Genomic DNA, 25,531 nt, shown 5'->3' with positions numbered 1-25,531 from the left:
GTCACTCCGCCCCCTGAACGGAAGGCTGCTTCGGTGCGCTCGCTTCCTTATAGATCCGAAACTGTTTAAACTGATCGTCGTAAATGAGCCGAATCGCCCAAGCAAAGCCTTTCACGTACAAGGAGTACAGCCATGACGATGGGATGAGCGTGAGGCGAATCGTCACGTCCGTCCCATTCGGTGTCTCGGTCAACACATAAGTCGATGTCGATATTCCCTGATTCGTCATCGCTAGCACTTCACACTCATAAGGGCGATTCACATACGTCAATTCGGATTCGACCCGAATCTCTTTCTTCTCGAACTGTTGGACCGAGATGAACCGTTTCCCCGTCACGAGCGATGCGTCCCCATCCTCATAAATGTTTTCAATCAAATGGTCGTTCCATTTGACGATATGTTCATCTTCTGCGAGGCAGGCGAAGACATGGTCGATCGGGGCTTGAATGGTCATCTGATAAGTCGCGATTTCAGTAGGTTGTTTCATTGTTCCTCCTCGTGGACTGGTCTATGTTCTCCTAAAGAAGATTAACCACTCAATCCCTTTAGCGTTCGTCTCGTCCAAATGTGTGGCCGGCACGACGAAGTCTTCGTAATGTTCAGACTCGACAGCCAGCCCCGTCAGCCAGTGATGAAGCGTCGCTTCAGACAATGTGATGGTGACGTCATGATGCTCCACTTGAAGCGAAGACACGTCTCCATACTGAAGCACAAGCCGTTTTTGGATTGAACCAAAACCGGACGTGATTGAGGTCGTCTCAAACGTTTCGATGGAACCATCTTTACATCGGCTCAATTGACGATGAATGTCCATCCGCTTAGAGGCAGGGAAAAATAAATAGGCGATGGATTGTGTATGGCGAACAAGTTCGAACATAATACCCCTTCCTAGCGTAACTGATACTTTCGCTTGTATGTTTCTAAAGTCTCTTTGCCGAGATTGAAACCGAGTAATGCGGCAGTTGTCTTTTGCTTCCATGTTGCCGGATTGAACCCTTCCGGCATCAGAATTCCCTGGAGACCATGATGTTGAACCTGATCCAAACCTTGACGAACGATTGACTTTCCTCGTACAGGGTCGCGCCTGTACATTGAAAAGAAATCGTCTCGTGTCACACTGCTTCACCCTCGATTGTCTGCTCTGAAACCTATTTTGTAGGAGTTCGTATACAAAACTTATAGATATCTTACCTTAGGAGCGTGAGCAAAACATGATTCAGTTGTTACTTATCGGAACGACACATTTGAATATGCCGGACAACGGGGATGTATTGATGCCGGAAGCGTCCGATATCCTCAGTCCGACCCGCCAACAGGAGCTAGACGATTTCGTAGCCCAATGTTCTTGCTTCAAACCGACTACCGTTTGTCTCGAAGTCGCAACCACTGATCAACACTCGTTGAGTCAACGCTATCAATCGTATGTGGCAGACCCTCGCACAGCGACCGAAGATGAGCGCGAGCAAATCGGGTTCCGGCTAGCCAAACTGTGCGACTTGTCATTCGTTCAAGCCGTTGATTGGAACGAGACGATTGACGGTGACAGCCTCGGCGACGTGATGGACACTCATCCGGTCGAGATGGAGGCAATCATCGCGACACAACGCGTACTCATGCATAGCGTGGAGACTGCTTTCCGTCTTCGCTCGATTACTGATTTTTATGCGTATATAAACCAGAGAGAAGTCACGGATGTCATGCATCAAGCCTATACAGACATTGCTGCTATCGGACCGACTGGCTCGCGTTGGGTCGAATCGTATTGGAACGAACGCAACCAGCGCATCTATGAAAACGTGAGGCGTGCCGCGAAGACGGGTGACCGCATCGTGCTATTGTATGGCCTAGCACACGTCCATTTGTTGAGAAAGTTTTTTGAGACGGACGACGACTTTCTCGTCCGTACACTCAATGCCATCCTTACTTAATACTTTTACTGTTCCCTTCGTTCGATACTACGGGCCAACGCCTCAATTCGTTCCCGTGAGATGCCTTCTCGCTGCTCTACGGCGAGTGGGTGGTCGGTCGGCTCTAATTCGATGAACGGCCGCATCCCGACCTCTCGGATATGGACATTCGTCTTCAAATTGATTGTATCCGGATAATCGGGCAAGTCTGTCGAGAACCAGCCGAACATCGGTTCAAGTCCGACACGAGCCGGGTCTTCCCACGCATCAAGCATCCGAAAGAAGTTATCAGCGCTGAGCGATACCCAGACGTTCCAAGTGAAGACGTCGTCCTCTCCGATCATCGGGAGTTCGAGGCAACCATTCACAAAGAAATGTTCCTCGTCTAGGACGCAGATGTCGTCGGTCAAAAAGACACGCCGCTTCATGTCTTTCTTTGAGAAATCCTCGATATAGGTCGGCATGAGTGAGCCATATCCGAGCGGTGTGTCAATCTGCGTCTGGCAGACCGAGCAGGCACACTGCGCGCTATGCTTGCGCTTCTGTTTGAAACGGTTCATCATTTTATGCGTTCTCCTTTAAAAAAACAAATACAATTGCGGTATGTGAAATAAAATCATTCTGCTTCTTCGATGGATTCTAGGACGGTCTCGGGATCATATTCCATCCCTTTCAAGTCACTAGGCCAGTCCAACCCGCATAACAACCCGTCCTCTGACATATTCGGCAACCAGGCCGCAATAAATAAATCGAGCGGTAACTCAATCACATGATAGTTGTCCCATTCCTCTACTCTGCAAGAAAGTGCACGTTCACGAGTCGAAAAGAAAAGTAACACGTCTGTCTCCTCAATGACCGAGGGCGCATATGCCCAACCGTCATTCGCTTCTGCCGACAACCCGAACACCGTCTCGCTTTCATTGACACGTTCACAGAACGTCTCAATCACGTCCAACTCCAATCGCGTCACCTCGACGAACGCCTCGATTGAATCAGCCACTCGTTCGAGTTCATCCGTCTCGTGCCACCAGACATAAATCGTCTCGACGTCTGAAGTCAAAAAACCAAGTTCGTCCCCGCTCCCGTTCGCAGCGACCGTTATAAAGTGTTCAGGCAACCCGCGCTCGTCCCTGTTCGCACGGATAATATCGTCCCACGTTTTGTTGAAGAAGCGTTCGTCTTTAATCGGATAGAAGAACCATTCCCCGACCTCGAATTTATTATCATGTCGCCACGCCTCCCGAAGTTCGTTCGGCAAACGACTCCCGAGCTCTTTTTCGACCGCTTCGATTGTCTCTAACGTAAATCCTGGAAGATTTGTTTCGATTCGCATTGCAATCCCTCATTTCGTCATTCAATAACATGAGTATACTTTTTTTGGCGAAAAGAGGGAATGCGTTTTTCGTGGTTTGCTTTGGTGTTTTAACGCTTCAAACACGAAGAAACGTTACATCCGTTCCGTTGATTTGAAGAAATCCGCCAGTACATCCGCGCAGGTCACCTGTCACCCGTCCGCATCGAATCGGCTTCTCCCGACGACCGAACGTCCAACGGTACAGTTCGCCGCCCGTCACGAAATAAGCTATCTCGTCGACAATCGTCATCGCCTCGCTATCACAGATTATCTTTGGTGTCCGATAGGCGACGATGCGTCCGTTACGGTCAATCTGTGTCAATTCGCGTTCGAGCGACGGGAAGAACCAGACACCTGATTCGGTCGTGACGAGGTGCTCACAGTCGACGATAATCGGGGCTTTACGCGTGTCGTGGTTATAGCGAAACAAGACGTACCCGCTTCTTGAGAAACAGACGAGCGCCTCGGTCGATATCCCCTCGCTAAAGATTCCCTCATCTCCATAGCCGACCCAAATACCCGACTCATCGACGACGATGGACGCGATAAACGTACCGGCGTGAAAACTTGTCTCGATGGAACCGTCCGCTCGAACGACCCAGGCGTTTGGTCGCAAGTTATCGCGTGTGAAGTCGACAAGCACAAATGTGGTTTCATCCATCACGCGAATGAACGGATCTGTCAATGCGAGTGCGAGTTTTATTTCTTCGCCTCGCCACGTCACGATGGCAGCGTCGTCTGCTTGATGCAGCGTGATGATTGTCCCGCCCCACAAGTCGGCATCAAGTAACCGGTTATGTGATCCGCTCATCGTCATCGCGTTTCACTCCTTTTTGTTTGGCTGACTTAAACCATTTTTTCAGCAACTGAATCCCAATCCATAAAATGACAATGATCCAGGCAGCCTCACAGGCACTCGTGAATAGGATGAAATCCAGTCGCCCGACGTCTTCAAGCTCACGAAAACCAAACTGTGGAATCTCCCAACTGATAAAAACTTGATAATAACCGACCAACCCAAAAACAAACGGAAACATCGACCAGAAAAACGGATTTATTCGCTTAGGCAAATGCAGCTCCACGTAATCCCCTCCAAATTAAAGTGATTCCCACTACATCCTCGAGCTGAACTTCCGTCTCTGAAACGGGTAACAACGTAATCAACTGTTCTTTCGTCATTTTTATTCCCCTTTCCAACTTCATCTATTTTATCGCAAGGATGATTCCGAATTATATACATAAAATGAGAGATCACATTGACACTGTTCATGCTTAGTGTAAAATTACACTTGTAACTAATTGTAAATAAAACACCTAGAAAAGGGTTAATGCTTTCAAGCAAAGAGGTGCTCGATGAACAAATCGGATTTCATCCAACTCGTATCAAAACAAGTAAAAACGGTTCGTCTGGAACGACAATATTCTCAAGAAGAGATGGCTGACATCTTAGGGTTATCCAAAAAGACGCTCATTCAAATTGAAAAAGAGCGGACCATCGCCAACTGGAGCACGATCGTCACATTGTGCTCCCTGTTTAATGATAGCGAGATTCTTTTGAGCGAAATCGGGGACGACCCAGTCGAGTTCGTCAGACTGATCGCCAAAGACGTCTCGTACGAACCGAAGTCAAAGACACTCGGTGGTCGTGTCTGGTGGAAGCAAACCGCAACAGAAGGAGATTATGTGTTGCAACAAAACCTGATCAGCGGCCATTACCGGATTTTAGATCGTCAAAACGTCCGCTGGCACAGCTCGTTCGACGTAGAAGAAGCCACACTCGTGTTGGCCAAACTAGCGCAAGACGTATGAAAGGAGTCAGATCGTGAAAACTAATAAAAGATGCATCGTGACGTTGTCAGTCGTTTATGTCATCGCGTTGATCGTGAATATTATCCCGTCGGCCACCTTCCCCGACGCAACAATTCGTCCCCTGCATGCCGCAGCCTCGGTCGCGCTCCTGTTCTGTCTACTAGGAACTTGTTTATTGCGAAATCAGGTTGCCAAGCTGTATATCACGGCACTCCTGTTCGCGAGTGTCACCGTTTTCACATTGAACAGCTTCGAGACGTATATGCGTGACATCCTTCTTTTGGACGCTTTATTTTCAATCCAATACCCGCTCTACATTCTATTCGTGTCCCCGTTGTTCGGCCTCAACTTCTTTTTGAACGTCGGAGCGGAATACGTCTCATTGATCACTTTCTTCATCGCGATTCTGTTACTCATCATCCACGAGGTCTCAATGACGGCTTCACGTGAACGGCTATGACAAGAGCGCAACTCATCGGATCTTCAAGCCTGCTGATTGCCATTCCCTACTTTCTACTCGCTCCGAACTGGACGCATGCTGGATTCGTCTGGATAGACGGTACAGCCACCTTGCTCATCATTTCGGCCATCGGTTTCAGCTTTCACATATGTCACAGTCGAGAGTGGACGCGACGACAAGGCATTACTTTCGGGATCGGCTTGCTCACAGCCTATGCTCTCGCGTTTCTATTTCTATTATGGCGAGTCGTCGCATACAACATGAATACGATTTAGGAGGCTACTTATGAAGTTTTACATCGGGTCCGATTTTTATAACATCAATCACGTCCGGCAATTGCGGGACCATTTCATCGAACAAGGCCACACCCATACATACGATTGGACCATGAATGAACGAGCAGCGACAATCGAGGACTTGCGAGACATCGGCGCTAAAGAATTCGAAGCGATTCGTACATCTGATTTTGTCGTCATCTTACTGCCGGCCGGGAAGAGCAGCCACGTCGAACTCGGGATCGCCCTCGGCGCGGACGTACCACTGTTCATCCATGATGCAGCGAATCGGTTCAACGACTTCGAGATGACGAGTACGTTTTATCATCTATCCTCTGTCACTCAATTGACAGGGCCGCTCGAGGCCATCCCTTCACATATCGCCGACCATTTCACAACGGTATACGCAAAGCAGGATACTCTATGATTTTCCCGATTTATTTGGTCGTAGGATTTATCATTCTGCTTCATATCATAACTATGGCCACGATTTATTTCACAGTGTACAAACGACGTCGAACTAACACTGTACAATCAAATCCAGGCCAAGGTGCCGCCATCGCACCGCCTGATAAACTTGCGATTGTCTTATTCATCGTCACTATAGTCGTGAGCGTCTTGATCAGTTATGTTGCAGGATACACCGACGCCTACAAAGCGTATGAACAAGATGTCTGGGTCCTTTCACCGTCTGACATTGAAACATTTTATGCTGAGGTACGAGAAGTTGAAGACGATGCTATTGAAGTCCAAAAGATGTCGTTCGATGACGCAACTGATCAAGGCACGCTTCGATATGAGATTGTGGAAGAACAGGTGAGCATCTATCGACAGGATAAAATCATCCAACTCTCTGACTTGTCTGAAGAGGATTTAATCTCAGTCATCCTGATGAAAGATCGATCGGGGATGACGAGCGTATTTAAAATCGAATTACTTAACGCCAAAAATTGATCCTTCTAAATAGAAGAGTCGTAATCCAATAAAACCGGCTGATTGAGAAAAAACTCTCACTAGCCGGTTTTTATTTGAATCTAAAATCATATTGAATAAGTCCTTATTCAATATGTCTACTCGTTTTCAGCCGAGACAAACATTCCTCTACGACCGAAATAATGACGTCTGGACAATCTAAATGGATTGCGTGCGACGCTTGCTCCGCAATCACAAGTCGGCTATCCGCCGAGAGAATCGTTTGCTAAATGCCCCAGCTATAAGTTATAGATTTCAAGTTTATTTTGAAATCGCTCATACGTATCCAAAATGATTTGAACATCTTCTTGGTAGAGATGACTGATTGTATGCATTGAATCAATCGACACCCACTGCACAGCTGAAATATCTTGATCAATCTGGCTCGACGCCAACGTATCTGTAAGTGCCACAAGATAATAGTGAGTTTGAATGTATTGTCCGCCGTGAGACTAACGTATGATCATATAAGCTGTCGTCAAATTTATTTAAAAAGTATTGGGATGAATTCAGACACCAATTCTGTTGCTTAGTCTATAATCAATAGTTTAGTCTATACTATTACTAGTTGAACTACCCCCACCTACGCCTTGTTTAGAGGTGGAGGATTCCTGAGTTATCCGACCTATCAGTCGGAACCTGATCAGGCTAACCCCGTCGTCCCGACGGTTGGAAGTTGATCGTGTCCGTTTCTTTAGTGCTGATGCCTACTTTGCTTGGTTTTCGCTACTTCGGTCATCTGCTAGGTGAACGTTGAAAATTTTACGTGACAGACGAACTTCCTGCCACAACCCTATATCTTCAGTTTTCAAGGAACGTGACACTTATTTTTTACCTGATTTCAGGAAGTTCAAACACGATGTCGAACCATTGCCGTATCGAAAGACACGCCTGGTTCGAAGGCGATTCATCTCCCACTTTCACTAGGGCTTCGCCCGCGTCGTTTAGAAGTGGGCGTATTCTCGCCTAATTTTGATAAACGAGGAATTTCCGTAAACATGGGGACAACACGAACTCAGAAAGAGGAATGATCATGAATCAATGGACTCAAGAATCAATTAAACTATTCGGGCTCATCTCTTGCCTCATCATCGGCACCATTCTATACGTGTCTCTACTCTTGATGAGTGACGTCGGAGTCATCGGATTAGTCATCTTACCAATCATCGTCATTGCCTCTCTCGCCTTTGGGATGCGGGCAGGATTGACGTTTTCTGTCGCCTTGCTGGCATTCTTGTTTGTCTACTTCTTGTGGTTCGCTCCTATCTATCAAGAAGGAGAAGTTCAGTTTTTCAACTGGAAAGGGCTTAGCTATACAGCTCTCCTCCTCACCATGTCTATCTTGTCCGGCCTCATTCATCAACTCGTGAAGAAGGTCCAGTTGTCACGACATGAGCTAGAAGAACGGGCCCGGCAACTGATCGCCGTCGATCCCGAGACGTGGCTCGACAACTCAGAACGGTTTCAGATGGACGTCAACTCAGAACGAGACCGTCTTATCCGCCATGGTGGTTCCTTCGCGGTCTCGTTTATCCAGCTGCACGAGTTCACGCATTTCGAGGAACGTTATGGACGGACCGAATATGAATGGTTTTTGAATTACTTCAGTGACGAACTCCACATGGCGACAAGACGTACCGATCAAAAATATCGGATCGCACACGATACGTTCGCTATCATTTTCCCGTATACATCACCTGAATCGGCACAAGTCGTCCATGATCGCATCCGTCCGCTGCTCGAACAATATGAACTGCAGAGCGGCGAACACGTTGGATTGACGTATGAGGACACGTTTTATGAAGTGAGTCGAGAGAATTGCAATGCGATCGTCGAGCAAATCCTCTCTAAAGCATCAGCAACTGGCTAGATGGAGAAGACGTGATTGACGGACGTCGCCCATATAGTGTATCAAGCGTTCGTCATGGGTACATCGAGCAAAAAAACATACGAAGACGTCGTCCACGACTTATCCGCAAACGTTGATTGCGCTCAAAGAAGGGAGGTGCGTCGGGACCGTGTCGTTGTTTGAGCAAGATTGCGCGACTCGGCCCGCCTACACTCCTTGGCTCGCTTCGTTATACACTGATCCGACATACCGAGGACAAGGCATTGCTGAAAAGTTGATTGAGTCATTACTTGCCCTTGCAATCGAGTTCGGTCATTCAACCGTCTATTTACGTACAGACAATGCGACCGACTATTACTTGGCGCGTGGATGGCTGCATGTCGAAACAACCGAATCAGGACTCGACATCTGTAAAAGGGATATTTTGAATCAATCGCTCGAGTAAAGGACGTCTCCTTCTGCCGAACGCAACTCATAGTCAACTCCAGTCGACTGTACTTTCGTCAACGTGACCGTACAATCAAACAGCGTGCCCGGCCCGTACGCGACGTCCGGCGTTGCTCGAAAATCGTACGATGCTTCTTCAAACCAGAGCGTCACCCCGCCCTGTTTCGATTGATTGTCGACGACGTAGCAACTTCCGCTCTCCGTCTCATAGCGGCCAAGCGCACGATCATATGTATCGGGTACGGCGAGCATAAAACAAACGATGGCTATTAAAACACTAAATACAGCACCTAGCAGTTTACTCAGTTTACGCTCGCTCCGCCACTGCGATATATACATGAAAGTTGAGAACACACACATGAATCCGACAACCCAAAACGCAATTAATTGTGCCAATCTGATCACCTCTTCCGTAGTATACGAGCACTGCTGAATAATGTTTCATCATCCCACCAGATTAAGGAGTCCTATATGACCCACTTCCTCAAGTTACAATCAATCTCAATTTTAATGGCACTCGTCTTATTGGTTAACATTCAACTACTCGCCAACAGTGGACGGCTGTCCTTGTGGATCGGCGACGCGTATGTACCTGTCATCGCTGTGATCGGACTCACCTCACTCGTCGTATTCGCACGTGTAGCTATCCAGCAAATCGTGCAGTTGACCCCAACACTTTGGAATCTCTTGCTTTATCTCTTATGGCTTCCGTACTTGGCTTTGTTCACGTTTGGCTGGACGCGTATCATCCCTCCTCCTAACGAAGCAGCCTGGCCGACACCGGTCGTCGGTCTATTGATAATCGCCCTCACGCTCACGTTCCCACTCTATATATTCATCGTCCATATGTGGGCCCGCTCCAAACAACCAACGACCTAAAAAACGTGTGCGACCGATTCCGGTTGCACACGTTTTTTACGAGAGTTCCTGGCGTCGCTTCTGCCACGCCACGAGCAAGATACTGATGATGACGAGCAAGAACCACGACGACAACTTGCCGAGGTCGACGAGTGCCCAGCCGCTCAACTGATTCGGATACGCCCAACCGTTATAGAACGTGACGATATTCTCGGCGAACCAGATGAAGCAGGCGATCAAAAAGAAAGCGACGACGACCGGCATCGTGAAACGGCGGTCGTCAAGCCGGTACGTGACGATGGCCCGCCCAAACGTGAGGAAGACGAGACCAATCAACAGCCAGCGCAAATCGAGCCAGATGTGGTGCCAAAAGAAGTTGAAGTAGATGGCAATACCGAGCCCGAAAGCGATCAGCGGTGGTGGCATCTTCAAAAACTCGAGGTCGAGCCGGCGCCACGACTGGACGACGTAACTGCCGACGCTCGCATACATGAAGCCGGCGTAAAGTGGGACGCCAAAAAGTTTCGTCAGCGCCTCGTCGGGATAGCTCCACGACCCCATCTGTACTTTGAACAGTTCGAGGCCGAGACCGATGACGTGGAACCAACTGATGACTTTCAGTTCTTCCATCGTCTCGAGCCCGGTTTTGACGAGCACGACTTGGACGAGCAGGCACCAAATGAGCAGCACGTCATAGCGTGGCAGCGGAAAGTCGAGCCATTTTGTCAGCGCGAGCGCACCGAAGATCGCAACCGGGAAGATACAACTGAGCGCCTGCTCGTAACCGAAAATGAACAAATAACGTAGCCGTCGCATGATGTCACCTACAATTCGATGTATTCATAGAGGAATGACGACTCGCCGTCAAAGAAACGCGGATCGTATAGACCGAGACGTTCATCCTCTTCGACGACGACAACGAACGGGGACCACTGTTTGAGCGTGATCGCTTCTTTATTCTCATCAAACAGCGGCGTCAAGTCGGCATCGTCCGCGCTCGTCAGCTCGTATTCGAGCTCAGGTGTCTGATAGATCGAGTCACTGAAGATCGAGACGGTCTCGTCCGTTTTCGTGACGACTGTGAACTGGGTCGGGATGAACGAGGCCGATAGTGCCACTTCTTCATGCTCGGCGGCGTACGTCTGATACAAGTACGCACCCTGCGCACTTTGAATCAAGACGTGGACAAGGATGGCTGCCCAAGCGTAGCGGTACACCGTATGCCGGACGTCCGCCCGACGCGCGACGAGCCAAGCGACGAGGAAAATCCCCCAATAGACGAAGTCAACGATCGGGATGACGCCGAACGTGACCCGGACGTCGGACAACGGTTCGAAATAACCGGTCCCCCAGGCGTTGAACAAATCGGCCGTATTGTGGATGAACACAGATAAGAGTGCCCACCAGAAATAGCGGACATCGGTCACGTTGAACAGCACGCGGACGAGTATGTAAATCAGTAACGCGAACAGCGGCACGAGGAAAATCGAGTGGGTGATGCCGCGATGCCACATCTGATACATCCCTTCCGTATCCCACAGCCGCGATATGACGTCACTGTCCGGAATCTGACTCCCGACGAGTGTTGTCACGAACAGCGCCCGCTTTTCATTTTTTTGTAGTTCACGCTTGTCGGCCGCCCCGTAGAGCGTCAAACCGAACAACGTATGTGTGATCGTATCCATGCAACACCTTCTTTCTGTTTTGAAAAGACATCCCCCTCATCGCGAGGCGGATGTCTGTCCATACTTTATTTCTCTTGGTCCATTTTCATGGCGCGTCTTGCGACGACGGCGACAAAAATGACAGCGACAATCGGAATGATCAAAGGCATCCAATTCAACATCCGCCTGTCCCCCTTCTACAAGTGTCGCAAGCAGTATATCACAGTTTCAAATCAATCGTTTTAGTGGATGCTCGCCTTGGCGTAACGGCCTGCCATCGACTCAATCGTTTCACGCATATGGTCGCGCAGCGTGATCGGTTCGAGCACCTCGACTTGCGTGCCGAGCGACAGGAGCCAGAAGACGAAACCGTCTGATACGGCCGCGTCGAAGCGGATGAGGAATCGTTCCTCTTCACGTGTGATCGATACATCTTCCCCGAGCTTGTCGAAGATGACCGGGAGCACCCGCTCATCGACGGCAAGAATGATCTCCTCATCGAGCCCGTTATACATGTTAAACGATTTTTGGAAGTAATCGTCCGCCAGATGATGCTTCAGGCGCGGCGTGTCGTCCTCGACGATTTCCGAATTGACGATGCGATCGACACGATAGTTGCGAATCTCCCCGATCGATTCGTCGATGCCGATCAAATAGTACTGCTCATGGTTCCAGTGTAGGTCGATCGGATTGACGACGTAGCGCTCGCCGTCACGGCGGAGCGGGAACGTGCGTTTCGTGACGTCAAAGCCGACGACGTCCGTGTATTGGAACGAGATCGCCTTCTGTTCTTGGATCGCCCGTTGGATGCGGTCGATATGGTACGGAATCTGTCCATGCTTTTTCTTCGGTGTCTTGATGATCGACTGGAGCGTCTCCGCTTCCGGGATGCTCGTCAGCTTCTGGAGCTTCTCGACGATACTTTCCGTCACATCTTCCGAGATGAACTTGGCCGCGACGATCGCATCGACCATCATGCGAAGCTCGTGAATTTCAAACAGACGGGCCGAATGCCAGTATTTTTTGGCGAGACCGTTCTTTTCAAGCTCATCCTGCACCTCGAACCCCGAATCGGTCAATGCTTGAATGTCGTCTTTCACCGATTTTTTTGCTAACTTAGAAGTATCTCCAATTGTCGATAAATATTCGAGCAAGTCTTCTAACGTCTTTGGATGATTGTCATCTGTGTGGCGTTCGAAAAACCGTCTCACCTCGAGTAACCGTTCTCGGTTGTTCACGGTTTAATCCCCTTTCAGTTCTCTATATGTATGATGTATAAACAGACATTATCATGTAATTTCCATGAAATAAAGTTATTTTCCATTACAATTCATTTAAGGAGGCGCACGCCGCTGTGAAACACTATGCCCATGTCAACGGCACGAAAATCGAATATATGGACCGCGGTCATGGTCCGGTCGTCATCTTGATTCATGGGACCCAATCGTCGAGTCTAGAACCGTACCATGTGGACCGTCTCGTCTTGTCCGGCTTCCGGGTCATTGTCCCATCACGGCCTGGATACGGTGAGACTCCGTACTCATTTTCGGCCACGCCGCAACAGTTCGCAGGACACTTACGGCGCTTGATGGAAGTCATGGCCATCGACCGCTATCACATCTACGGCATCTCGGCAGGTGGGCCAACGGCGATTGAGCTCGCTTCTAACAATGAGCGGACGGCGAGTTTGACGCTCGCTGCCGCCGTGACGAGCGTAGTCGACTTCCCGTACCGTGATTACGTCAGCCGAAACGTCGCCCAGCCCGCGTTCATCATGGCGCAATATGCGATGAAGTACTTCGTCTTTAAAGCGCTTCAAAAGCAACCGTTCGAGGCGACGGCGCGGATGATCGAATCGACGAGTCTGCTCGCGCTTGACGTCATCCGGGACGAAGTGACGCCGTACGATATCTTCTTATTGAAGCGGGTCGCGAGCCAGATGGCGTTCGGGCTCGGTGCCCAGTTCGATCTTAGGCAACGTGTCCCCGCCGAGGCGTTACGCGGGGTGACGTGTCCGACGTACATCGTCCATTCGAAGAACGACAAGGCCGTCCCGGTCCGGCATGCGTTCTACGCGAAGCGGCTTATCCCGCACGCCCAAATTATCATTTTGAACAGCCCCGGCCACTTGATTTGGATCGGCCGCCACGCCCGGAAGAGCGAACAGCAGATCGAGCGCTTTATCCGCTTCAACTCGTGAGACACCTGAGGTCAGGTGTCTTTTTTCAATCCGTCTCAAGCAGTTCAATCAACTCGTCCGTCACGTCAGCCGGGACGAGGTAAACCGTGTTCGTATCGTTTACGTTCATCAGGCTAGTCGGTTTACCAGATTCCCCAATCCAGACGTAATAGCGGTCTGTCTTATCACTCGTATATCGAACTTCCACATCATATTCGGGTGTCGCCATATTCACGATTCCTGGTTGTTCGTCAGCGTTTCGAATCATGTCCGCAAACACTTTGACGTCTTCGAGTCTGTCGTACGTGACGACGGCCCGCTCCTGGAACCGACCAAAGTCGACCGATTCAGCGATACGGACTTGCGCGATGTCTTCCGCAACCAGTTCGCTCGTTTCGCACCCTCCCATCAAGCCGACGGTCAAGGCCGCCAAACCTGTCATCCATTTATCCCGACGTTTCATCTAGTCTCACCTCCGCATGTTGTCTTGTATCTATACGAGAGACGCGTGTGATTGGTTTCATGGGGCAAAAAAAACCTTCTTATATACCGCTTCAGTCGTCAATCCCGAGCGTACGAATCAGCCGGTCCGTGACGTCCGCCGGCACTTTGTATACGAGATGCGTTTGCGAGACGTTCATCAGTACACTCGGTGACCCGACTCGACCGAGCCAAAGATAATAGCGTTCCACGTCATCGCCCTTGTAACGGATTTCGAGATCAAAATCCGGTTCATTGTGAATCGTTTCGCCCGTAAACTCATCAGCATTTCGAAGCATGTCCGCGAACACTTTAATGTCACTTAATCGATTCAACTCGATTAAAAATTGTTCACTGAATCGCGTCCTCCCTGAGGACTCAGCGATTTTCACCTGATCCATCTCTTCAGCGTCAATCGCCTTGAGTCGTTCTCTGCCATATCCATATGGCAACGTGATCCGCCTTACTTCTTTCATAAAATCAAACAGTCGGTCCACAATTACATCACTCCCAAGTTTATGATTATCCTTTCATACGCAAAAAGTGAGCGCTTGGTTTCACTTGCATTTCGGAATTATAATCTTCGTTTCTTCATGCTTCGTTCTAAAAAGATTGGCAACATGTTCAATCCAATCGAGATGCTCGTCAGTACCCACCAAGCTCGCCCCATGCCAGGTACGACATCCGCCAACGCACTCCAATCCTCCGCTTCGACCCAGACAGATAAATAACTATAATCCGCGCACACCGTCAACGCGGTCAGCGACAAGGCAATCGCCATCGGCAGCTTGTAGTCTCTCCCGACACTGAACGTATACAAGTTGAACAGCGTCGCCGCAATCGCAAGTAATCCAAATATGATCCACATTGTCCTATCGTCTCCTATTGTTTGATATGTAAGTTATTACCTATTCCCAGAATAACACACGCAAGGAATGAAACAGTCGGATTTATAGGACAACAAAAAAGCCGGGCCGAAGCCCAGCTCTTCCTTATTGATACGTCCAACCTGTCAGACTTGCGACCGCACCCACGTAGCGCAACTGCTTCTCGAGCTCGCTCGGGAACACGCGGAGCGTGGCGACGGCCTCGCCGTCATTGACGAAGCATTCGACACTCGACGAGTCGACGAACACATGAAGTGATTCGACGGCGATCGTTTTCGTCCGTGTCGTTCCGAACTCGGTCGCGAACGGCTCACCGGCGTTCGTCCGGTCGATCGTCAATTCATGCGTCGCTGCATCATAACGGATGACGAGTGACTCATTCCCGACTTGAAGCAGGTCGAGCGTGAAGTCAGATCCGTCCGTTTTCAGCTCGAGCTCGTAACGGTCCGGTGTCGAAGTTTCAATCACCGTACCGGATGCGTTGACGAATTCGTCTTGGCGCAGCTTCGTCATCGCTTGCACCGGACGCTGTTTGAGCGCCCCGTCCTCGAGCGAGAGTTCACGCGGTAACGTCAAGGCGTGGGCCCAGCCGTAGCGGTCCGTCGGGTAGTCAATCTCCGGCAAACCCATCCAACCGACAAGTACACGGCGGCCTTCATGTTCGGTCGTCTGTGGTGCGTAGAAGTCGAACCCGAAATCGAGCTCTTCGAACGCGCCGTGTGTGAACGTCAACGTCTCGACGTCGAGTTTGCCGATCAAGAATCCAGACTGATAGATGTTGTGATAACGGTGGCCTTCCGGCTCGATGCCTTGTGGCGAGAAGACGAGGACGTGTTGACCGTTCAGTTCGAACACGTCGGGGCATTCCCACATGTAGCCGAACGGGTCGAGACCCGTTTTGACTTCGCCGAGGAACGTCCAGTCGTTCAAATCAGCTGAACGATACAAGACGACACATCCCGTCTCGTTATCACGCTGCGCTCCGACGATGGCGTAATAGACATCGTTCTCGAGCCACACTTTCGGGTCACGGAAATGTTCCGTGTACCCGGCCGGTACGTCCGGGATGGCGACGTTCCGGCGTTCGATCTTGCCGTCTCGTAGCACGCCGATGATTTGCGAGGCGTGACGCGTCCAGTCGTCCGTCCGGTGGTTGCCGGTGTACATGACGTGGAGTTCACCGTCCTTCACGAAGCCGCTGCCCGAATAGGCACCGTGTGAGTCTTCGGTCGTCTCCGGGACTAACGCCACCCCGCGGTCCGTCCACGTGACGAGATCGGGTGATGTGACATGATACCAATGCTTCAGACCGTGTACCGGTCCGAGCGGGAACCACTGATAAAACATGTGATACTCCCCGTTGTAATACGTGAATCCGTTCGGATCGTTCAGGAGTCCTGTCGGCGGTTGGATATGGTATCCGAACCGCCACGGGGAAGCGGCCGTCTTCGTGCGGAGCGTCTCCATCTCGAGGGCACTCACGTCACGTAACGAGCGGTAACGCTCTGCCTTCGTCCAACTCATACAATCACTTCCTTTTTCTTAAGCTGCTTGTTTGACTGCTTCTTTTTTCGCTTGGCGTTTCGCAAGGACGAACGTCAATCCGAATGCGACCGCGAACGAAATTGCCATGCCGATAATATACGACACGATCGATGCCGGTGCGATCGAGATGATCCCTGGAAGACCTGCCGCACCGAGGGCGACGGCGAGGACTTCACGACCGACGATGAACGCCGAGGCGATCCCAGAACCGATGATGGCGGCGATGAACGGATAGCGCAGTTTCAAGTTGACCCCGAACATGGCCGGCTCGGTGATACCGAGTAGTGCCGAGATACCTGATGCCGAAGCGACACCTTTCATCTTCTTATCGCGTGTCAAGAAGAAGACGGCAAGCGTAGCCGCGCCTTGAGCGACGTTTGACATGGCCGCGATCGGGAAGATGAACGAACCACCTGTGCGCGCGATATCGGCGAGAAGTTGCGTCTCGATGGCGATGAAACTGTGGTGCATCCCTGTGATGACGATCGGGGCGTACAAGAGACCCATGACGAGACCACCGAAGAAGCCCAGCGAGTCATACGTCCAAACGAGCGAATCGATGATCAAGTTACCTGCTTCACGCGTGATCGGTCCGACGAATGCGAACGTGACGAACGCCGTGATGAGGAGTGTAAGCAGCGGTGTGAGCAAGATGTCGAGTGATACCGGCATAAATTTGCGGATGTTGATCTCAAGTTTCGATAAGATATAAGCCGAGACGAGGACTGGTAACACTTGTCCTTGGTAACCGAGCTTCTCGATCTCAAAGCCGAGAATGTTCCAAACCGGGATGTCACCGACCGTCGCTTGTGCGTAGGCGTTGACGAGATCCGGGTGGACCATGATCATCCCGAGCGCGGCGCCGAGATATGGGTTGCCCCCGAACCGCTTGGCGGCGGAGAACCCGATCAGGACGGGTAAGAAGACGAAGGCGGCGTTGGCGAACGTGTTGATCATCGCGGCGAGATCGGCGATACCAGGGTACTGGTCGATCAGCGAGCTGCCGTCGAAGAACAAATCAGGTGCCGTGAGCAAGTTGTTGATCCCCATCAAGAGACCGCCGGCGACGATGGCCGGGATGATCGGTACGAAAATATCAGATAGCATCTTGACGAACTGTTGGAGCGGGTTCATCTTCTTCGCCCCGGCCGACTTGACGTCGGTCGTCGACATGTCACCGAGACCTGTCAATTCGGCGAATTCGGCGTACACTTTGTTGACCGTACCTTGGCCGATGATGACCTGATACTGGCCGCCTGTCGAGAACGTTCCTTTGACGACGTCAAGTGCGTCGAGTTTTTTCTCATCGACTTTCGACTCGTCGTTTAGGACGAGGCGGAGCCGGGTCGCACAGTGGGCCGCGGCGGCGACGTTATCTTTTCCGCCGACCGCTTCTAAAATCGCTTCTGCTTCTTGTCTGTAGTTCATTCTGATTTCCCTCCTAGCGCTTCAAGCACACGTTGTTGTGATGGTATGGCCGGAATCGCGCCGTAAGCGGTGCATGTAAGCGCGCCGGTCACGTTCGCATATTCGATATCCTTTAGTAAACGAGCGTCATCGACCCCGAGTGTCGCTAAGCGATACAAGTAGGCACCGACGAAGGCGTCACCCGCTCCCGTCGAATCGACGCTGTCAATCTTCACCGACGAAATCACGTTGTTGCCGTCTTTCGTGGCGATCAATGTCCCGCGCGAGCCGAGCGTGATGGCGATCCGTGTCGCACCTGTTTCGAGAAGTGACGCGACCGCTTGATTTAAATCGTCATGCCCGGTCAAAAGTTGCGCTTCCTCTTCGCTCAACTTCACAAAATCGGCTTCTCCGATAAAGTGGAGCGAGTCTTGTTTAAACGCGTCGATATCTGTGACGAGCGCGTCCCGGTAGTTCGGGTCGAACGAGACGAACAAGCCGTCACGCTTGGCGAACTGTAACAGTTTGAAGTAAGCATTCTTCAACTCACCGTCTAGCAGTGCCGTCGCTGAACCGAAATGGACGATGTCACCTGGCTTGAACGCGGTCAAGTCGATCGCTTCGAACGCATAGTCGCCGTCACTCCCACGACGGAACGTGAAGTCGCGCTCCCCGTCCGCTTGGATCGAGACGAAAGCGAACGTCGTGTCACCCTGTTCGACTAGATTCTCGACGCCGACGCCGTTGTCGACGAGCGTCTGTTTTAAAAATTGTCCGAACGGGTCGGCTCCGACCTGTCCGAGAAAACTTGAGCGTCCCCCATGTTTACTGACGACGGCGGCCACGTTCGCCGGTGCGCCACCTGCTTTCTTCACGAACGTCGTCCCATTGACGAGATCGCTCGACGCGTCTTCACAAACCCAATCAATCAATAGTTCACCAATGCAATGTACGGTGTTCATCCGTCCACCTCCATGTTTGAATGTATTGCTTCGTATCATTTATCGAACCGGTTCCATAAACAAATAAAAAATGTTGCGGAACCGGTTCCGCAACACAAATGTAAACGATTTAATTCAACATGTCAACGCTTTCTCGCAATTTTAATTCAAAAGTTGTGAACGTTTTCATCGGGGTGGCTTCACCTGTCAGCAACTGGAGGATCATGTCAGCCGCACGAGACCCGGTCCGTCGATATGGAAGGTGAACCGTCGTCAGCGATGGATGCAATACTTCTGTGAAATCATACCCACCGAAACCGCTGACCGAGATGTCGTCCGGCACTCGTTTGCCGCCGTTCGCTAACCCTTTCAAGACACCTAGCGCGATGTTGTCGGTCGCACAAACGACGAGCGTCGCGTCCGTCACGTCGGTCGCGAGCTGCTCACCGATCGGGATGGCGTCGTCGATTCTGAACGTCGTCGTCATCGAACGGACGACGGCGCCAGCTTCATTGAACGCTCTCAAAAATCCGTCACGACGGGCTTGTCCGACGGCGATATCATCCTCTGCCACCCCGACATAGATGATGTCCCGGTGCCCCCACTCCATGAACTGTCGCCCGAGCGCATAAGCCGACTCATTGTCCGGGTAGACGAGGCTATGCACGCTATCGTGCTGCTGACCGATCAACAGGACCGGGATTTGAATCGCTGCGATCGCCTGTAGATGCGCTGGCGTCACCGTCGTCCCGAGCCAAATGATGCCGGCCACTTTTTGTTTGGCCAAGTTATACAGTTGCTCGATCTCACGCTCGGTCTGTTGGGCCGTGTTGACGACGAGCATCTGATAGCCGTACTCGGTCAAGCGTTCGTCAATCCCCATCATCGTCCTTGAAGCCGCGTACGAATCGAGCCGTGGGACGATGACGCCGATCATTTTCGTCTGCTTCGACTTCAAACTTTGGGCGAACTGGTTCGGTTCATATTTCGTCTCACGGATGACCCGCTCGATTTTTTCACGGGTCACCTTCCCGACCGACCCGCCGTTCAAATAGCGGGAAACGGTACTTTTGGCGACCCCGGCGAGCTTGGCAATATCATTGATCGTCACTTGTTTCATCTCAAAACCTCCATACGAAAAAACTGACGCGCTAGACGCCGTCAGTTCAGTGGTTCATCACGTATCGTTTTTTAAAGTTTAAATAATAAAGTCCGTTGCGTTTCTCGAAGCCGTTCTTTTCAAGGACGCGACGCATCGCATCTTTATGTGGACTCGTCGGCGGAATGCCGGCGCGGACGGTATGACCGTCTTTTAAATCGGATTGCTCAAGCGCGAGGCGCAATCCTTCTGTCGCATAACCTTTATCTTTATACGGGTCAAACACCATCAAATCGAGCTGATAGACGCGAGCAAGCTTGAGAAGCAGTACTTTACCGACGATTTGTCCGTCTTGAACAAGGTCGAAGTAAAAGTCCTCCCCATAACTATGCTCATCGGCCGTGTATACATGCTCGGCCCCCATCTCGACGAAAATACCTTTTAATTCTTCGGCTGAGATGCCGTAAGAGCTTTGACCATATTTCTGAAAATGTTCATATTCGATCTCATCGATCTGGCGAATAGGTTGACGCACGATTTTCATCCCGTGCCCTCCTTAACAGTTATTCCAACGTCTTTCCAAACTCATTATATACGAAGCGCGTCACGAAGCGCAAAAGATAACCTAAATCAGACCGGTTCGATATGAATGTGGACTGAATCGACGGCGTGGTGTTTATCGAGTTCCCGTTCGATATCGTCACAAAGCGTGTGGGCCTCGTCGACGGTCAAGGCACCGTCAACGGCGATCGTCACGTCGAGCATGACGTGGTTACCGAGATGCCGGCCTTTGATCTCCCGAACTTCTTTGACGGTATCGAAATGTTGAATCGTCTCTTCATAAGACTCGACGAGATCAGGCGGGAACCCGTCAGACAGTTGATGCGTCGCATCGAGAAAGATTTGGATGGCGGTGCGGATGATGAGTCCGGCGATGACGACCGCGAGCACTGTATCCATCCACGGCAGCTTAAAGTAAGCGAACAAGACGCCGAGCGTCGCACCGATCGAGATCAAGGCGTCGGCCAAATTGTCTTTCGCGGCCGCTTTCAGCGCGAGTGATTTGGTCTGTTTCGCCAAGTTCAAATTGTAGCGATGGACACCGTACATGACGATCGCACTAAAGAATGCGACGACGGCGGCGAGCGGGTTCGGCTCGACGTAGACACCGGCGAGCAGATTGGCGATGCTGTTCAATAATACGAACACCCCGACCGCGACCATGATGAGCGAAGCGACGAGCGCCGCAATCGTCTCCATCTTCGCATGCCCATACTTATGTTCAGCATCCCGCGGCGTTGCCGCCACACGAATCCCGATATAGACGGCAATTGATGCGATGACGTCGGTCGTATTGTTGAAACCGTCGGCGAGCACGGCTTCCGAATTGTAAATATAGCCGAAGACGACTTTGAGGACAGATAAAATCAAATAAGTCGTGATTGATAAAATGGCTCCTTTGAGCGCTTTTGGTGGATGATTTGTCGAATGCATCCGCCCACCTCCTTTTTAGCTAGGTTAGTATACCAGTTGTTCTTCGTGTGGGCATAGAGAAACAGTGTTTCCCGAAGTCAAAATAAATGGAATATATTCCCGGTAGTTTCGTCTTCCGAAAATTATGGTAAAGTAAACAAGAAGAGACCCTTGTGGTTAAACCGTAAAAGAGGTGAAACATATGTTCACAGAACGTGATGGTATTAAACTTCGTTTGGAACAAATTGACAGATTGTTATCCGATTTGAATCGTGAAGCGAAACAATTGATGGTACGCTTACGCGAACTTGATGCGAGTGGTGAGAGCCCACAAGAAGCGTCACTTAAGCCAGAAGATCGTGATACGCTCAAAACGTCGATCGATGAGACGCTCGAAGCGCTCCAAACCCGCTCGAAACGCCCGATCAACCCGAACGATGAGAAAAAGAAAGAACTCGCCTCGAACAAGGCGCTCATCGACGAGTTGTCAGATCTACTCAGTAAGAAAAAATGAGACGCCACCGCGTCTCATTTTTTAAGTAAGGAGATTAAATGATGTATATCGTCACAACTTGTCTACGACCGACTGAAACAATCATTCATAAGGCAAACGAGCACTCCTTGCTACACGATGTACCGTTCGTCTCGCGGCGAAAGCATTCAATCGAGACGTTGATGACCCGGTATGGTGCCGCCGTCCTCGTTTTCGATAAGCGCCGCGTTGAGTATACGCCGCTCGGCGCCAAAGAGCCGTTCTTCTTCCATCCATCAAGCTCGGTCTTCCGTGTCAAGCAACTGCTTCGTGACGGCAACGACCCACTGATCGATGCGGCCGACCTTCAACTCGGAGACCGCGTGCTCGATTGTACACTCGGACTCGGTTCCGACAGTATCGTCATGAGCCACGCCGTCGGCCCGAGCGGTCGCGTCGTCGGCCTCGAGAGCGAATTCATCACAGCGACACTCGTCAAAGAAGGCATGTCGGTCTGGGAAGAGAAAGAGAACGCTTTGAATGAAGCGATGCGACGCATCGAGGTCGTTTGGACCGACGCCCTCACTTATTTGAAAAATTGTGCGGATGACGAATTTGAAGTCGTCTATTTCGACCCGATGTTCGAAAAAACGATTTCAGAATCAGTTCATCTGAACCCGTTACGAGCGTTGGCAAACGAAGCGCAGTTGTCAGATGAACTGATTCTAGAAGCCAAACGCGTTGCGAAAAACAGAATTGTCCTAAAAGCACATTATGAGAGCCCGGCTTTCGAAAAGTATGGATTTAAGCGACTTTCACGCAAAACTTCGAAGTTCCATTATGGATATATCGAAAAAGAGACTCGTTCGGATTAGGTAATTTGACTTAATCGGGACGAAAGTCTCTTTTTTCTTATTTTTCATAATTATTATTTTCTGAATATTGACATTAATCAGACACAAGTTTAACGTTTACATCAAGCTCACACAATTTCCCATTATTTTTACAGGAGGTCAGTCCAAATGAAAAAACGTTCCATCCGTCGTACGACGCTCGCCGTCGCGCTGACATCGGTCATGAGCGTCAGTGCGATCCCGGCCGTCGGTGCCGCTCCACTTGCCGCTTCACCGTTACCAACCGCAACAAATACTGCCCCATTCGATCACAATATCATCGATGAGGATCGTCTCGCCAAAGCGCTCGAAAAGCGTGGCGTCATCAAAAAAGGGCTTTCAACGAAAGAGCGACAGAAAGCCGTCGACGCGTATATTAAAAAGAAGCAAGGTACAGCGCAAGATGCCCACGATCACAAACATGATGACAAATTGAATGACAAAGCGGCGAAAGCGAAAGAGAAGATACATAACCAATTCGAAAAAGAATCGAAACGTCTCCTCGACAAAGCGAAAAAAGGTCAAGGCAATTATCGAAAAGGCAAACCGAATGGCCAAATCAAAGTCGATCCGGCCAAAGCAACGGGCTATAACGGTGCGGTTCGTGAAGACAAAGTGCTCGTCCTCCTCGTCGAGTACAGCGACTTCAAACATAACAACATTGTCCAAGATCCCGGTTATATGTATAGCGACAATTTCAGCAAAGAACACTACGAGCAGTATATGTTCGGTGATAAGTCGTTCGAACTGTTCAACGGTGAGAAAGTTCAGACGTTCAAACAGTATTATGAAGAACAGTCTGGCGGCAGCTACACAGTCGACGGTACTGTCTCTGAATGGTTGACCGTACCAGGTACGGCGAAAGACTACGGCGGTGACAATCCGGCCGGCGGGAATGACAACATTGGTCCAGGTCCCCGTCAACTCGTCAAAGACACATTGAACGCGGCGGTCGCTTCAGGAATGGACCTCGCCGAATACGATGAGTATGACTTGTATGACCTCGACGGCGACGGCGACTTCAACGAACCGGACGGCTTGGTCGACCACTTGATGATCATTCATGCTGGTACCGGCCAAGAAGCAGGCGGCGGAGTCCTCGGTGACGACGCGGTCTGGTCACACCGTTGGGTACTGGATGGCGTATATGGTGTTGAGAACACGACGGCTGACGTCCCATATTGGGGCGGTAAAATGGCCGCATACGATTACACGATCCAACCTGAAGACGGAGCGGTCGGCGTATTCGCCCACGAATTCGGTCATGACCTCGGTCTTCCTGACGAATATGACACGCAGTACACAGGCCAAGGCGAGCCGGTCCAATCATGGTCGATCATGAGCGGCGGCAGCTGGGCTGGTAAAGTGGCAGGAACGGAGCCGACGAGCTTCTCGCCACAAAACAAGGAATACTTCCAAAAATTGATGGGCGGCAACTGGGCCAACATCACGGAAGTCGATCTTGAAGACATCACTGAGCAAGGTTTCGTCTCGAAGCTCGATCAATCGGTGACGAAATCGAACAACCCAGGGTTGTTGAAAGTCAACCTTCCGGACAAGAAAGTGAAAGGTATTGAACCTGAGTTCGGACAGTACTACTACTACTCGACAAAAGGTGATAACTTGCACACTGAACTCGTGACACCAAGCGTCAAGCTCGGTGCTGACGGCACACTCGCCTTCGATACACGGTTCGATATCGAATATGATTACGATTACTTGTACGTCAAAGCACTGAGCGGCGGCAAAGAAGTCGTCCTTGACGTCTATGGTGACGACAACACCGGAAATGACGCCGAGTCGACGAACGGCGCATGGGTGAACAAATCGTACGACTTGTCACAGTTCGCCGGTCAAGACGTCCAGATCGTGTTCGAATACGTGACAGACGGCGGTCTCGCCCTTGAAGGATTCGCCCTCGACAACTTGGCGATCACGTCAGACGGACAGACGCTTCTCGCAGATGACGCGGAAGGTGCTGAGGCGGTCACGCTCGACGGCTTCGTCAAGTCGGACGGTTATGACACGAAACCGCACTACTACTACCTCGAATGGCGTAACCACGCAGGCGCTGACACGGGTCTCTTGAACGGCCGTGGCGTCAAGTACAACACCGGTCTCGTCGTCTGGTATGCCGACGACTCGTTCTCGGACAACTGGGTCGGTATCCACCCGGGTGAAGGTTTCCTCGGAGTCGTCGACTCACATCCAGAGGCACTCATCGGTAACTTGAACGGCAAAGAAACGGTTTCAGGCAGTACGCGCTACCAAATTGCGGACGCGGCGTTCAGTTTAGACAAAACGCTCGCTTGGTACCTCGATTCTCCGAGCCGCGGAATTTACGACTACAAGGCACAATCTGGCGTGAAACAGTTCAATGACGCCAACACGTACATCAATTCGCTCATCCCGGATGCGGGCCGTAAGCTTCCACAATACGGACTCGTCGTCGACGTCGTCGGCGAAGCGAAAGACAATTCGGCTGGAGCTGTTTGGGTCCGGACGAAGTAAGCATGATTTGTTTGACCCTCGCCCTTCTCATCAAGAGAAGAACGGGGGT

General features: G+C 50.8%; 32 protein-coding genes. 13 read left to right on the top strand and 19 right to left on the bottom strand.

Features of this window, described 5'->3' with window-relative positions; translation table 11 throughout:
• Position 1 precedes the first annotated feature (1 nt).
• Both EVJ32_RS07110 and EVJ32_RS07105 read right to left on the bottom strand, forming a co-directional pair.
• Positions 2-487 carry an SRPBCC family protein gene (locus EVJ32_RS07110; protein WP_131457677.1) on the bottom strand — a complete coding sequence of 162 codons (486 nt, stop codon included), beginning with the start codon at positions 485-487 and terminating at the stop codon, positions 2-4.
• 21 nt (positions 488-508) lie between these two features.
• Complete coding sequence (locus EVJ32_RS07105) at positions 509-877, bottom strand: hypothetical protein (RefSeq protein ID WP_131457676.1); 369 nt, start codon at positions 875-877, stop codon at positions 509-511.
• Positions 878-1,211: 334 nt separating this feature from the next.
• On the opposite strand from EVJ32_RS07105, the gene EVJ32_RS07100 reads away from it, so the two are divergent.
• Positions 1,212-1,928, top strand: a complete 717-nt coding sequence (locus EVJ32_RS07100) for a DUF5694 domain-containing protein (RefSeq protein ID WP_131457675.1) — start codon at positions 1,212-1,214, stop codon at positions 1,926-1,928.
• Between the two features lie 5 nt (positions 1,929-1,933).
• Here the strand turns inward: EVJ32_RS07100 and EVJ32_RS07095 are convergent, their stop codons facing one another.
• The 4 genes from EVJ32_RS07095 to EVJ32_RS07080 form a co-directional block, all read right to left on the bottom strand.
• Positions 1,934-2,470 (bottom strand): DUF2199 domain-containing protein, encoded by a 537-nt coding sequence (locus EVJ32_RS07095; protein WP_131457674.1) that lies wholly within the window; start codon positions 2,468-2,470, stop codon positions 1,934-1,936.
• Positions 2,471-2,523: 53 nt separating this feature from the next.
• Complete coding sequence (locus tag EVJ32_RS07090) at positions 2,524-3,240, bottom strand: DUF2750 domain-containing protein (RefSeq protein ID WP_131457673.1); 717 nt, start codon at positions 3,238-3,240, stop codon at positions 2,524-2,526.
• 97 nt (positions 3,241-3,337) lie between these two features.
• A complete protein-coding gene (locus EVJ32_RS07085; RefSeq protein WP_131457672.1) occupies positions 3,338-4,078 on the bottom strand; it encodes a hypothetical protein in 741 nt (246 codons plus the stop codon).
• A complete protein-coding gene (locus tag EVJ32_RS07080) occupies positions 4,056-4,343 on the bottom strand; it encodes a hypothetical protein (protein WP_131457671.1) in 288 nt (95 codons plus the stop codon). The genes EVJ32_RS07085 and EVJ32_RS07080 overlap by 23 nt, the downstream gene beginning before the upstream one ends.
• Before the next feature lie 271 nt (positions 4,344-4,614).
• Here EVJ32_RS07080 and EVJ32_RS07075 point away from each other — a divergent pair, with 271 nt between their 5' ends.
• From EVJ32_RS07075 to EVJ32_RS07045, 7 genes are all read left to right on the top strand, one after another.
• The gene (locus tag EVJ32_RS07075; protein WP_131457670.1) at positions 4,615-5,070 is read left to right on the top strand and encodes a helix-turn-helix transcriptional regulator; all 456 of its coding nucleotides are present in this window, start codon (positions 4,615-4,617) and stop codon (positions 5,068-5,070) included.
• 13 nt (positions 5,071-5,083) lie between these two features.
• Positions 5,084-5,530 (top strand): hypothetical protein, encoded by a 447-nt coding sequence (locus EVJ32_RS07070; protein WP_131457669.1) that lies wholly within the window; start codon positions 5,084-5,086, stop codon positions 5,528-5,530.
• A complete protein-coding gene (locus EVJ32_RS07065) occupies positions 5,527-5,805 on the top strand; it encodes a hypothetical protein (RefSeq protein ID WP_131457668.1) in 279 nt (92 codons plus the stop codon). Before EVJ32_RS07070 ends, EVJ32_RS07065 begins: the two co-directional genes overlap by 4 nt.
• 10 nt (positions 5,806-5,815) lie before the next feature.
• The gene (locus EVJ32_RS07060) at positions 5,816-6,232 is read left to right on the top strand and encodes a group-specific protein (protein ID WP_131457667.1); all 417 of its coding nucleotides are present in this window, start codon (positions 5,816-5,818) and stop codon (positions 6,230-6,232) included.
• Positions 6,229-6,759 carry a hypothetical protein gene (locus tag EVJ32_RS07055; RefSeq protein WP_131457666.1) on the top strand — a complete coding sequence of 177 codons (531 nt, stop codon included), beginning with the start codon at positions 6,229-6,231 and terminating at the stop codon, positions 6,757-6,759. Before EVJ32_RS07060 ends, EVJ32_RS07055 begins: the two co-directional genes overlap by 4 nt.
• Positions 6,760-7,810: 1,051 nt before the next feature.
• Complete coding sequence (locus EVJ32_RS07050; protein ID WP_161568787.1) at positions 7,811-8,647, top strand: GGDEF domain-containing protein; 837 nt, start codon at positions 7,811-7,813, stop codon at positions 8,645-8,647.
• 148 nt (positions 8,648-8,795) lie between these two features.
• The gene (locus EVJ32_RS07045; RefSeq protein ID WP_236635566.1) at positions 8,796-9,071 is read left to right on the top strand and encodes a GNAT family N-acetyltransferase; all 276 of its coding nucleotides are present in this window, start codon (positions 8,796-8,798) and stop codon (positions 9,069-9,071) included.
• Here EVJ32_RS07045 and EVJ32_RS07040 read toward each other — a convergent pair.
• Complete coding sequence (locus EVJ32_RS07040; protein WP_131457664.1) at positions 9,056-9,469, bottom strand: hypothetical protein; 414 nt, start codon at positions 9,467-9,469, stop codon at positions 9,056-9,058. The two genes, EVJ32_RS07045 and EVJ32_RS07040, sit on opposite strands and share 16 nt — an antisense overlap.
• 75 nt (positions 9,470-9,544) lie before the next feature.
• On the opposite strand from EVJ32_RS07040, the gene EVJ32_RS07035 reads away from it, so the two are divergent.
• Positions 9,545-9,952 (top strand): hypothetical protein, encoded by a 408-nt coding sequence (locus EVJ32_RS07035; RefSeq protein ID WP_131457663.1) that lies wholly within the window; start codon positions 9,545-9,547, stop codon positions 9,950-9,952.
• A gap of 36 nt (positions 9,953-9,988) precedes the next feature.
• Here EVJ32_RS07035 and EVJ32_RS07030 read toward each other — a convergent pair whose 3' ends face one another.
• From EVJ32_RS07030 to EVJ32_RS07020, 3 genes are all read right to left on the bottom strand, one after another.
• Positions 9,989-10,747 carry a DUF817 domain-containing protein gene (locus EVJ32_RS07030; protein ID WP_131457662.1) on the bottom strand — a complete coding sequence of 253 codons (759 nt, stop codon included), beginning with the start codon at positions 10,745-10,747 and terminating at the stop codon, positions 9,989-9,991.
• A gap of 8 nt (positions 10,748-10,755) precedes the next feature.
• Positions 10,756-11,616: a metal-dependent hydrolase gene (locus EVJ32_RS07025; RefSeq protein WP_131457661.1), complete on the bottom strand. Its 861-nt coding sequence runs from the start codon at positions 11,614-11,616 to the stop codon at positions 10,756-10,758.
• A 221-nt stretch (positions 11,617-11,837) separates the two neighbouring features.
• A complete protein-coding gene (locus tag EVJ32_RS07020) occupies positions 11,838-12,833 on the bottom strand; it encodes a helix-turn-helix transcriptional regulator (protein WP_131457660.1) in 996 nt (331 codons plus the stop codon).
• A 116-nt stretch (positions 12,834-12,949) separates the two neighbouring features.
• On the opposite strand from EVJ32_RS07020, the gene EVJ32_RS07015 reads away from it, so the two are divergent.
• Positions 12,950-13,795 (top strand): alpha/beta fold hydrolase, encoded by an 846-nt coding sequence (locus EVJ32_RS07015; RefSeq protein WP_131457659.1) that lies wholly within the window; start codon positions 12,950-12,952, stop codon positions 13,793-13,795.
• A 25-nt stretch (positions 13,796-13,820) separates the two neighbouring features.
• Here the strand turns inward: EVJ32_RS07015 and EVJ32_RS07010 are convergent, their stop codons facing one another.
• The 9 genes from EVJ32_RS07010 to EVJ32_RS06970 form a co-directional block, all read right to left on the bottom strand.
• Complete coding sequence (locus EVJ32_RS07010) at positions 13,821-14,237, bottom strand: YhfM domain-containing protein (protein WP_236635567.1); 417 nt, start codon at positions 14,235-14,237, stop codon at positions 13,821-13,823.
• A gap of 91 nt (positions 14,238-14,328) precedes the next feature.
• Positions 14,329-14,751 carry a YhfM domain-containing protein gene (locus EVJ32_RS07005; RefSeq protein WP_131457658.1) on the bottom strand — a complete coding sequence of 141 codons (423 nt, stop codon included), beginning with the start codon at positions 14,749-14,751 and terminating at the stop codon, positions 14,329-14,331.
• A gap of 77 nt (positions 14,752-14,828) precedes the next feature.
• On the bottom strand, positions 14,829-15,122 hold the full coding sequence (locus EVJ32_RS07000; protein ID WP_131457657.1) for a hypothetical protein: 294 nt from the start codon (positions 15,120-15,122) through the stop codon (positions 14,829-14,831).
• Between the two features lie 124 nt (positions 15,123-15,246).
• Complete coding sequence (locus EVJ32_RS06995; protein ID WP_131457656.1) at positions 15,247-16,665, bottom strand: glycoside hydrolase family 32 protein; 1,419 nt, start codon at positions 16,663-16,665, stop codon at positions 15,247-15,249.
• An 18-nt stretch (positions 16,666-16,683) separates the two neighbouring features.
• On the bottom strand, positions 16,684-18,114 hold the full coding sequence (locus EVJ32_RS06990; RefSeq protein WP_070327302.1) for a sucrose-specific PTS transporter subunit IIBC: 1,431 nt from the start codon (positions 18,112-18,114) through the stop codon (positions 16,684-16,686).
• Positions 18,111-19,055, bottom strand: a complete 945-nt coding sequence (locus tag EVJ32_RS06985) for a carbohydrate kinase family protein (protein ID WP_131457655.1) — start codon at positions 19,053-19,055, stop codon at positions 18,111-18,113. Before EVJ32_RS06985 ends, EVJ32_RS06990 begins: the two co-directional genes overlap by 4 nt.
• A 109-nt stretch (positions 19,056-19,164) precedes the next feature.
• Positions 19,165-20,154 carry a LacI family DNA-binding transcriptional regulator gene (locus EVJ32_RS06980; protein ID WP_131457654.1) on the bottom strand — a complete coding sequence of 330 codons (990 nt, stop codon included), beginning with the start codon at positions 20,152-20,154 and terminating at the stop codon, positions 19,165-19,167.
• Between the two features lie 46 nt (positions 20,155-20,200).
• Complete coding sequence (locus EVJ32_RS06975) at positions 20,201-20,677, bottom strand: GNAT family N-acetyltransferase (protein ID WP_070327305.1); 477 nt, start codon at positions 20,675-20,677, stop codon at positions 20,201-20,203.
• A gap of 86 nt (positions 20,678-20,763) precedes the next feature.
• Entirely contained in the window at positions 20,764-21,627 is an 864-nt protein-coding gene (locus EVJ32_RS06970; protein WP_070327306.1) for a cation diffusion facilitator family transporter, read from the bottom strand.
• Positions 21,628-21,808: 181 nt separating this feature from the next.
• On the opposite strand from EVJ32_RS06970, the gene EVJ32_RS06965 reads away from it, so the two are divergent.
• The 3 genes from EVJ32_RS06965 (at position 21,809) to EVJ32_RS06955 (ending at position 25,482) form a co-directional block, all read left to right on the top strand.
• The gene (locus tag EVJ32_RS06965) at positions 21,809-22,120 is read left to right on the top strand and encodes a hypothetical protein (RefSeq protein WP_070327307.1); all 312 of its coding nucleotides are present in this window, start codon (positions 21,809-21,811) and stop codon (positions 22,118-22,120) included.
• A 41-nt stretch (positions 22,121-22,161) separates the two neighbouring features.
• Positions 22,162-22,953, top strand: coding sequence for a class I SAM-dependent methyltransferase (locus EVJ32_RS06960; protein WP_236639494.1), 792 nt, complete (start codon positions 22,162-22,164; stop codon positions 22,951-22,953).
• Positions 22,954-23,100: 147 nt separating this feature from the next.
• Complete coding sequence (locus EVJ32_RS06955; protein WP_131457652.1) at positions 23,101-25,482, top strand: immune inhibitor A domain-containing protein; 2,382 nt, start codon at positions 23,101-23,103, stop codon at positions 25,480-25,482.
• Positions 25,483-25,531: the final 49 nt, after the last annotated feature.

Origin of the sequence: Exiguobacterium sp. SH5S4, assembly GCF_004337045.1 — a bacterium.
Classification (GTDB): Bacteria; Bacillota; Bacilli; order Exiguobacteriales; family Exiguobacteriaceae; genus Exiguobacterium; species Exiguobacterium aurantiacum_A.
Note: the sequence above shows the minus strand (reverse complement) of the source record. Positions and strands in the feature narration are given on the sequence as shown.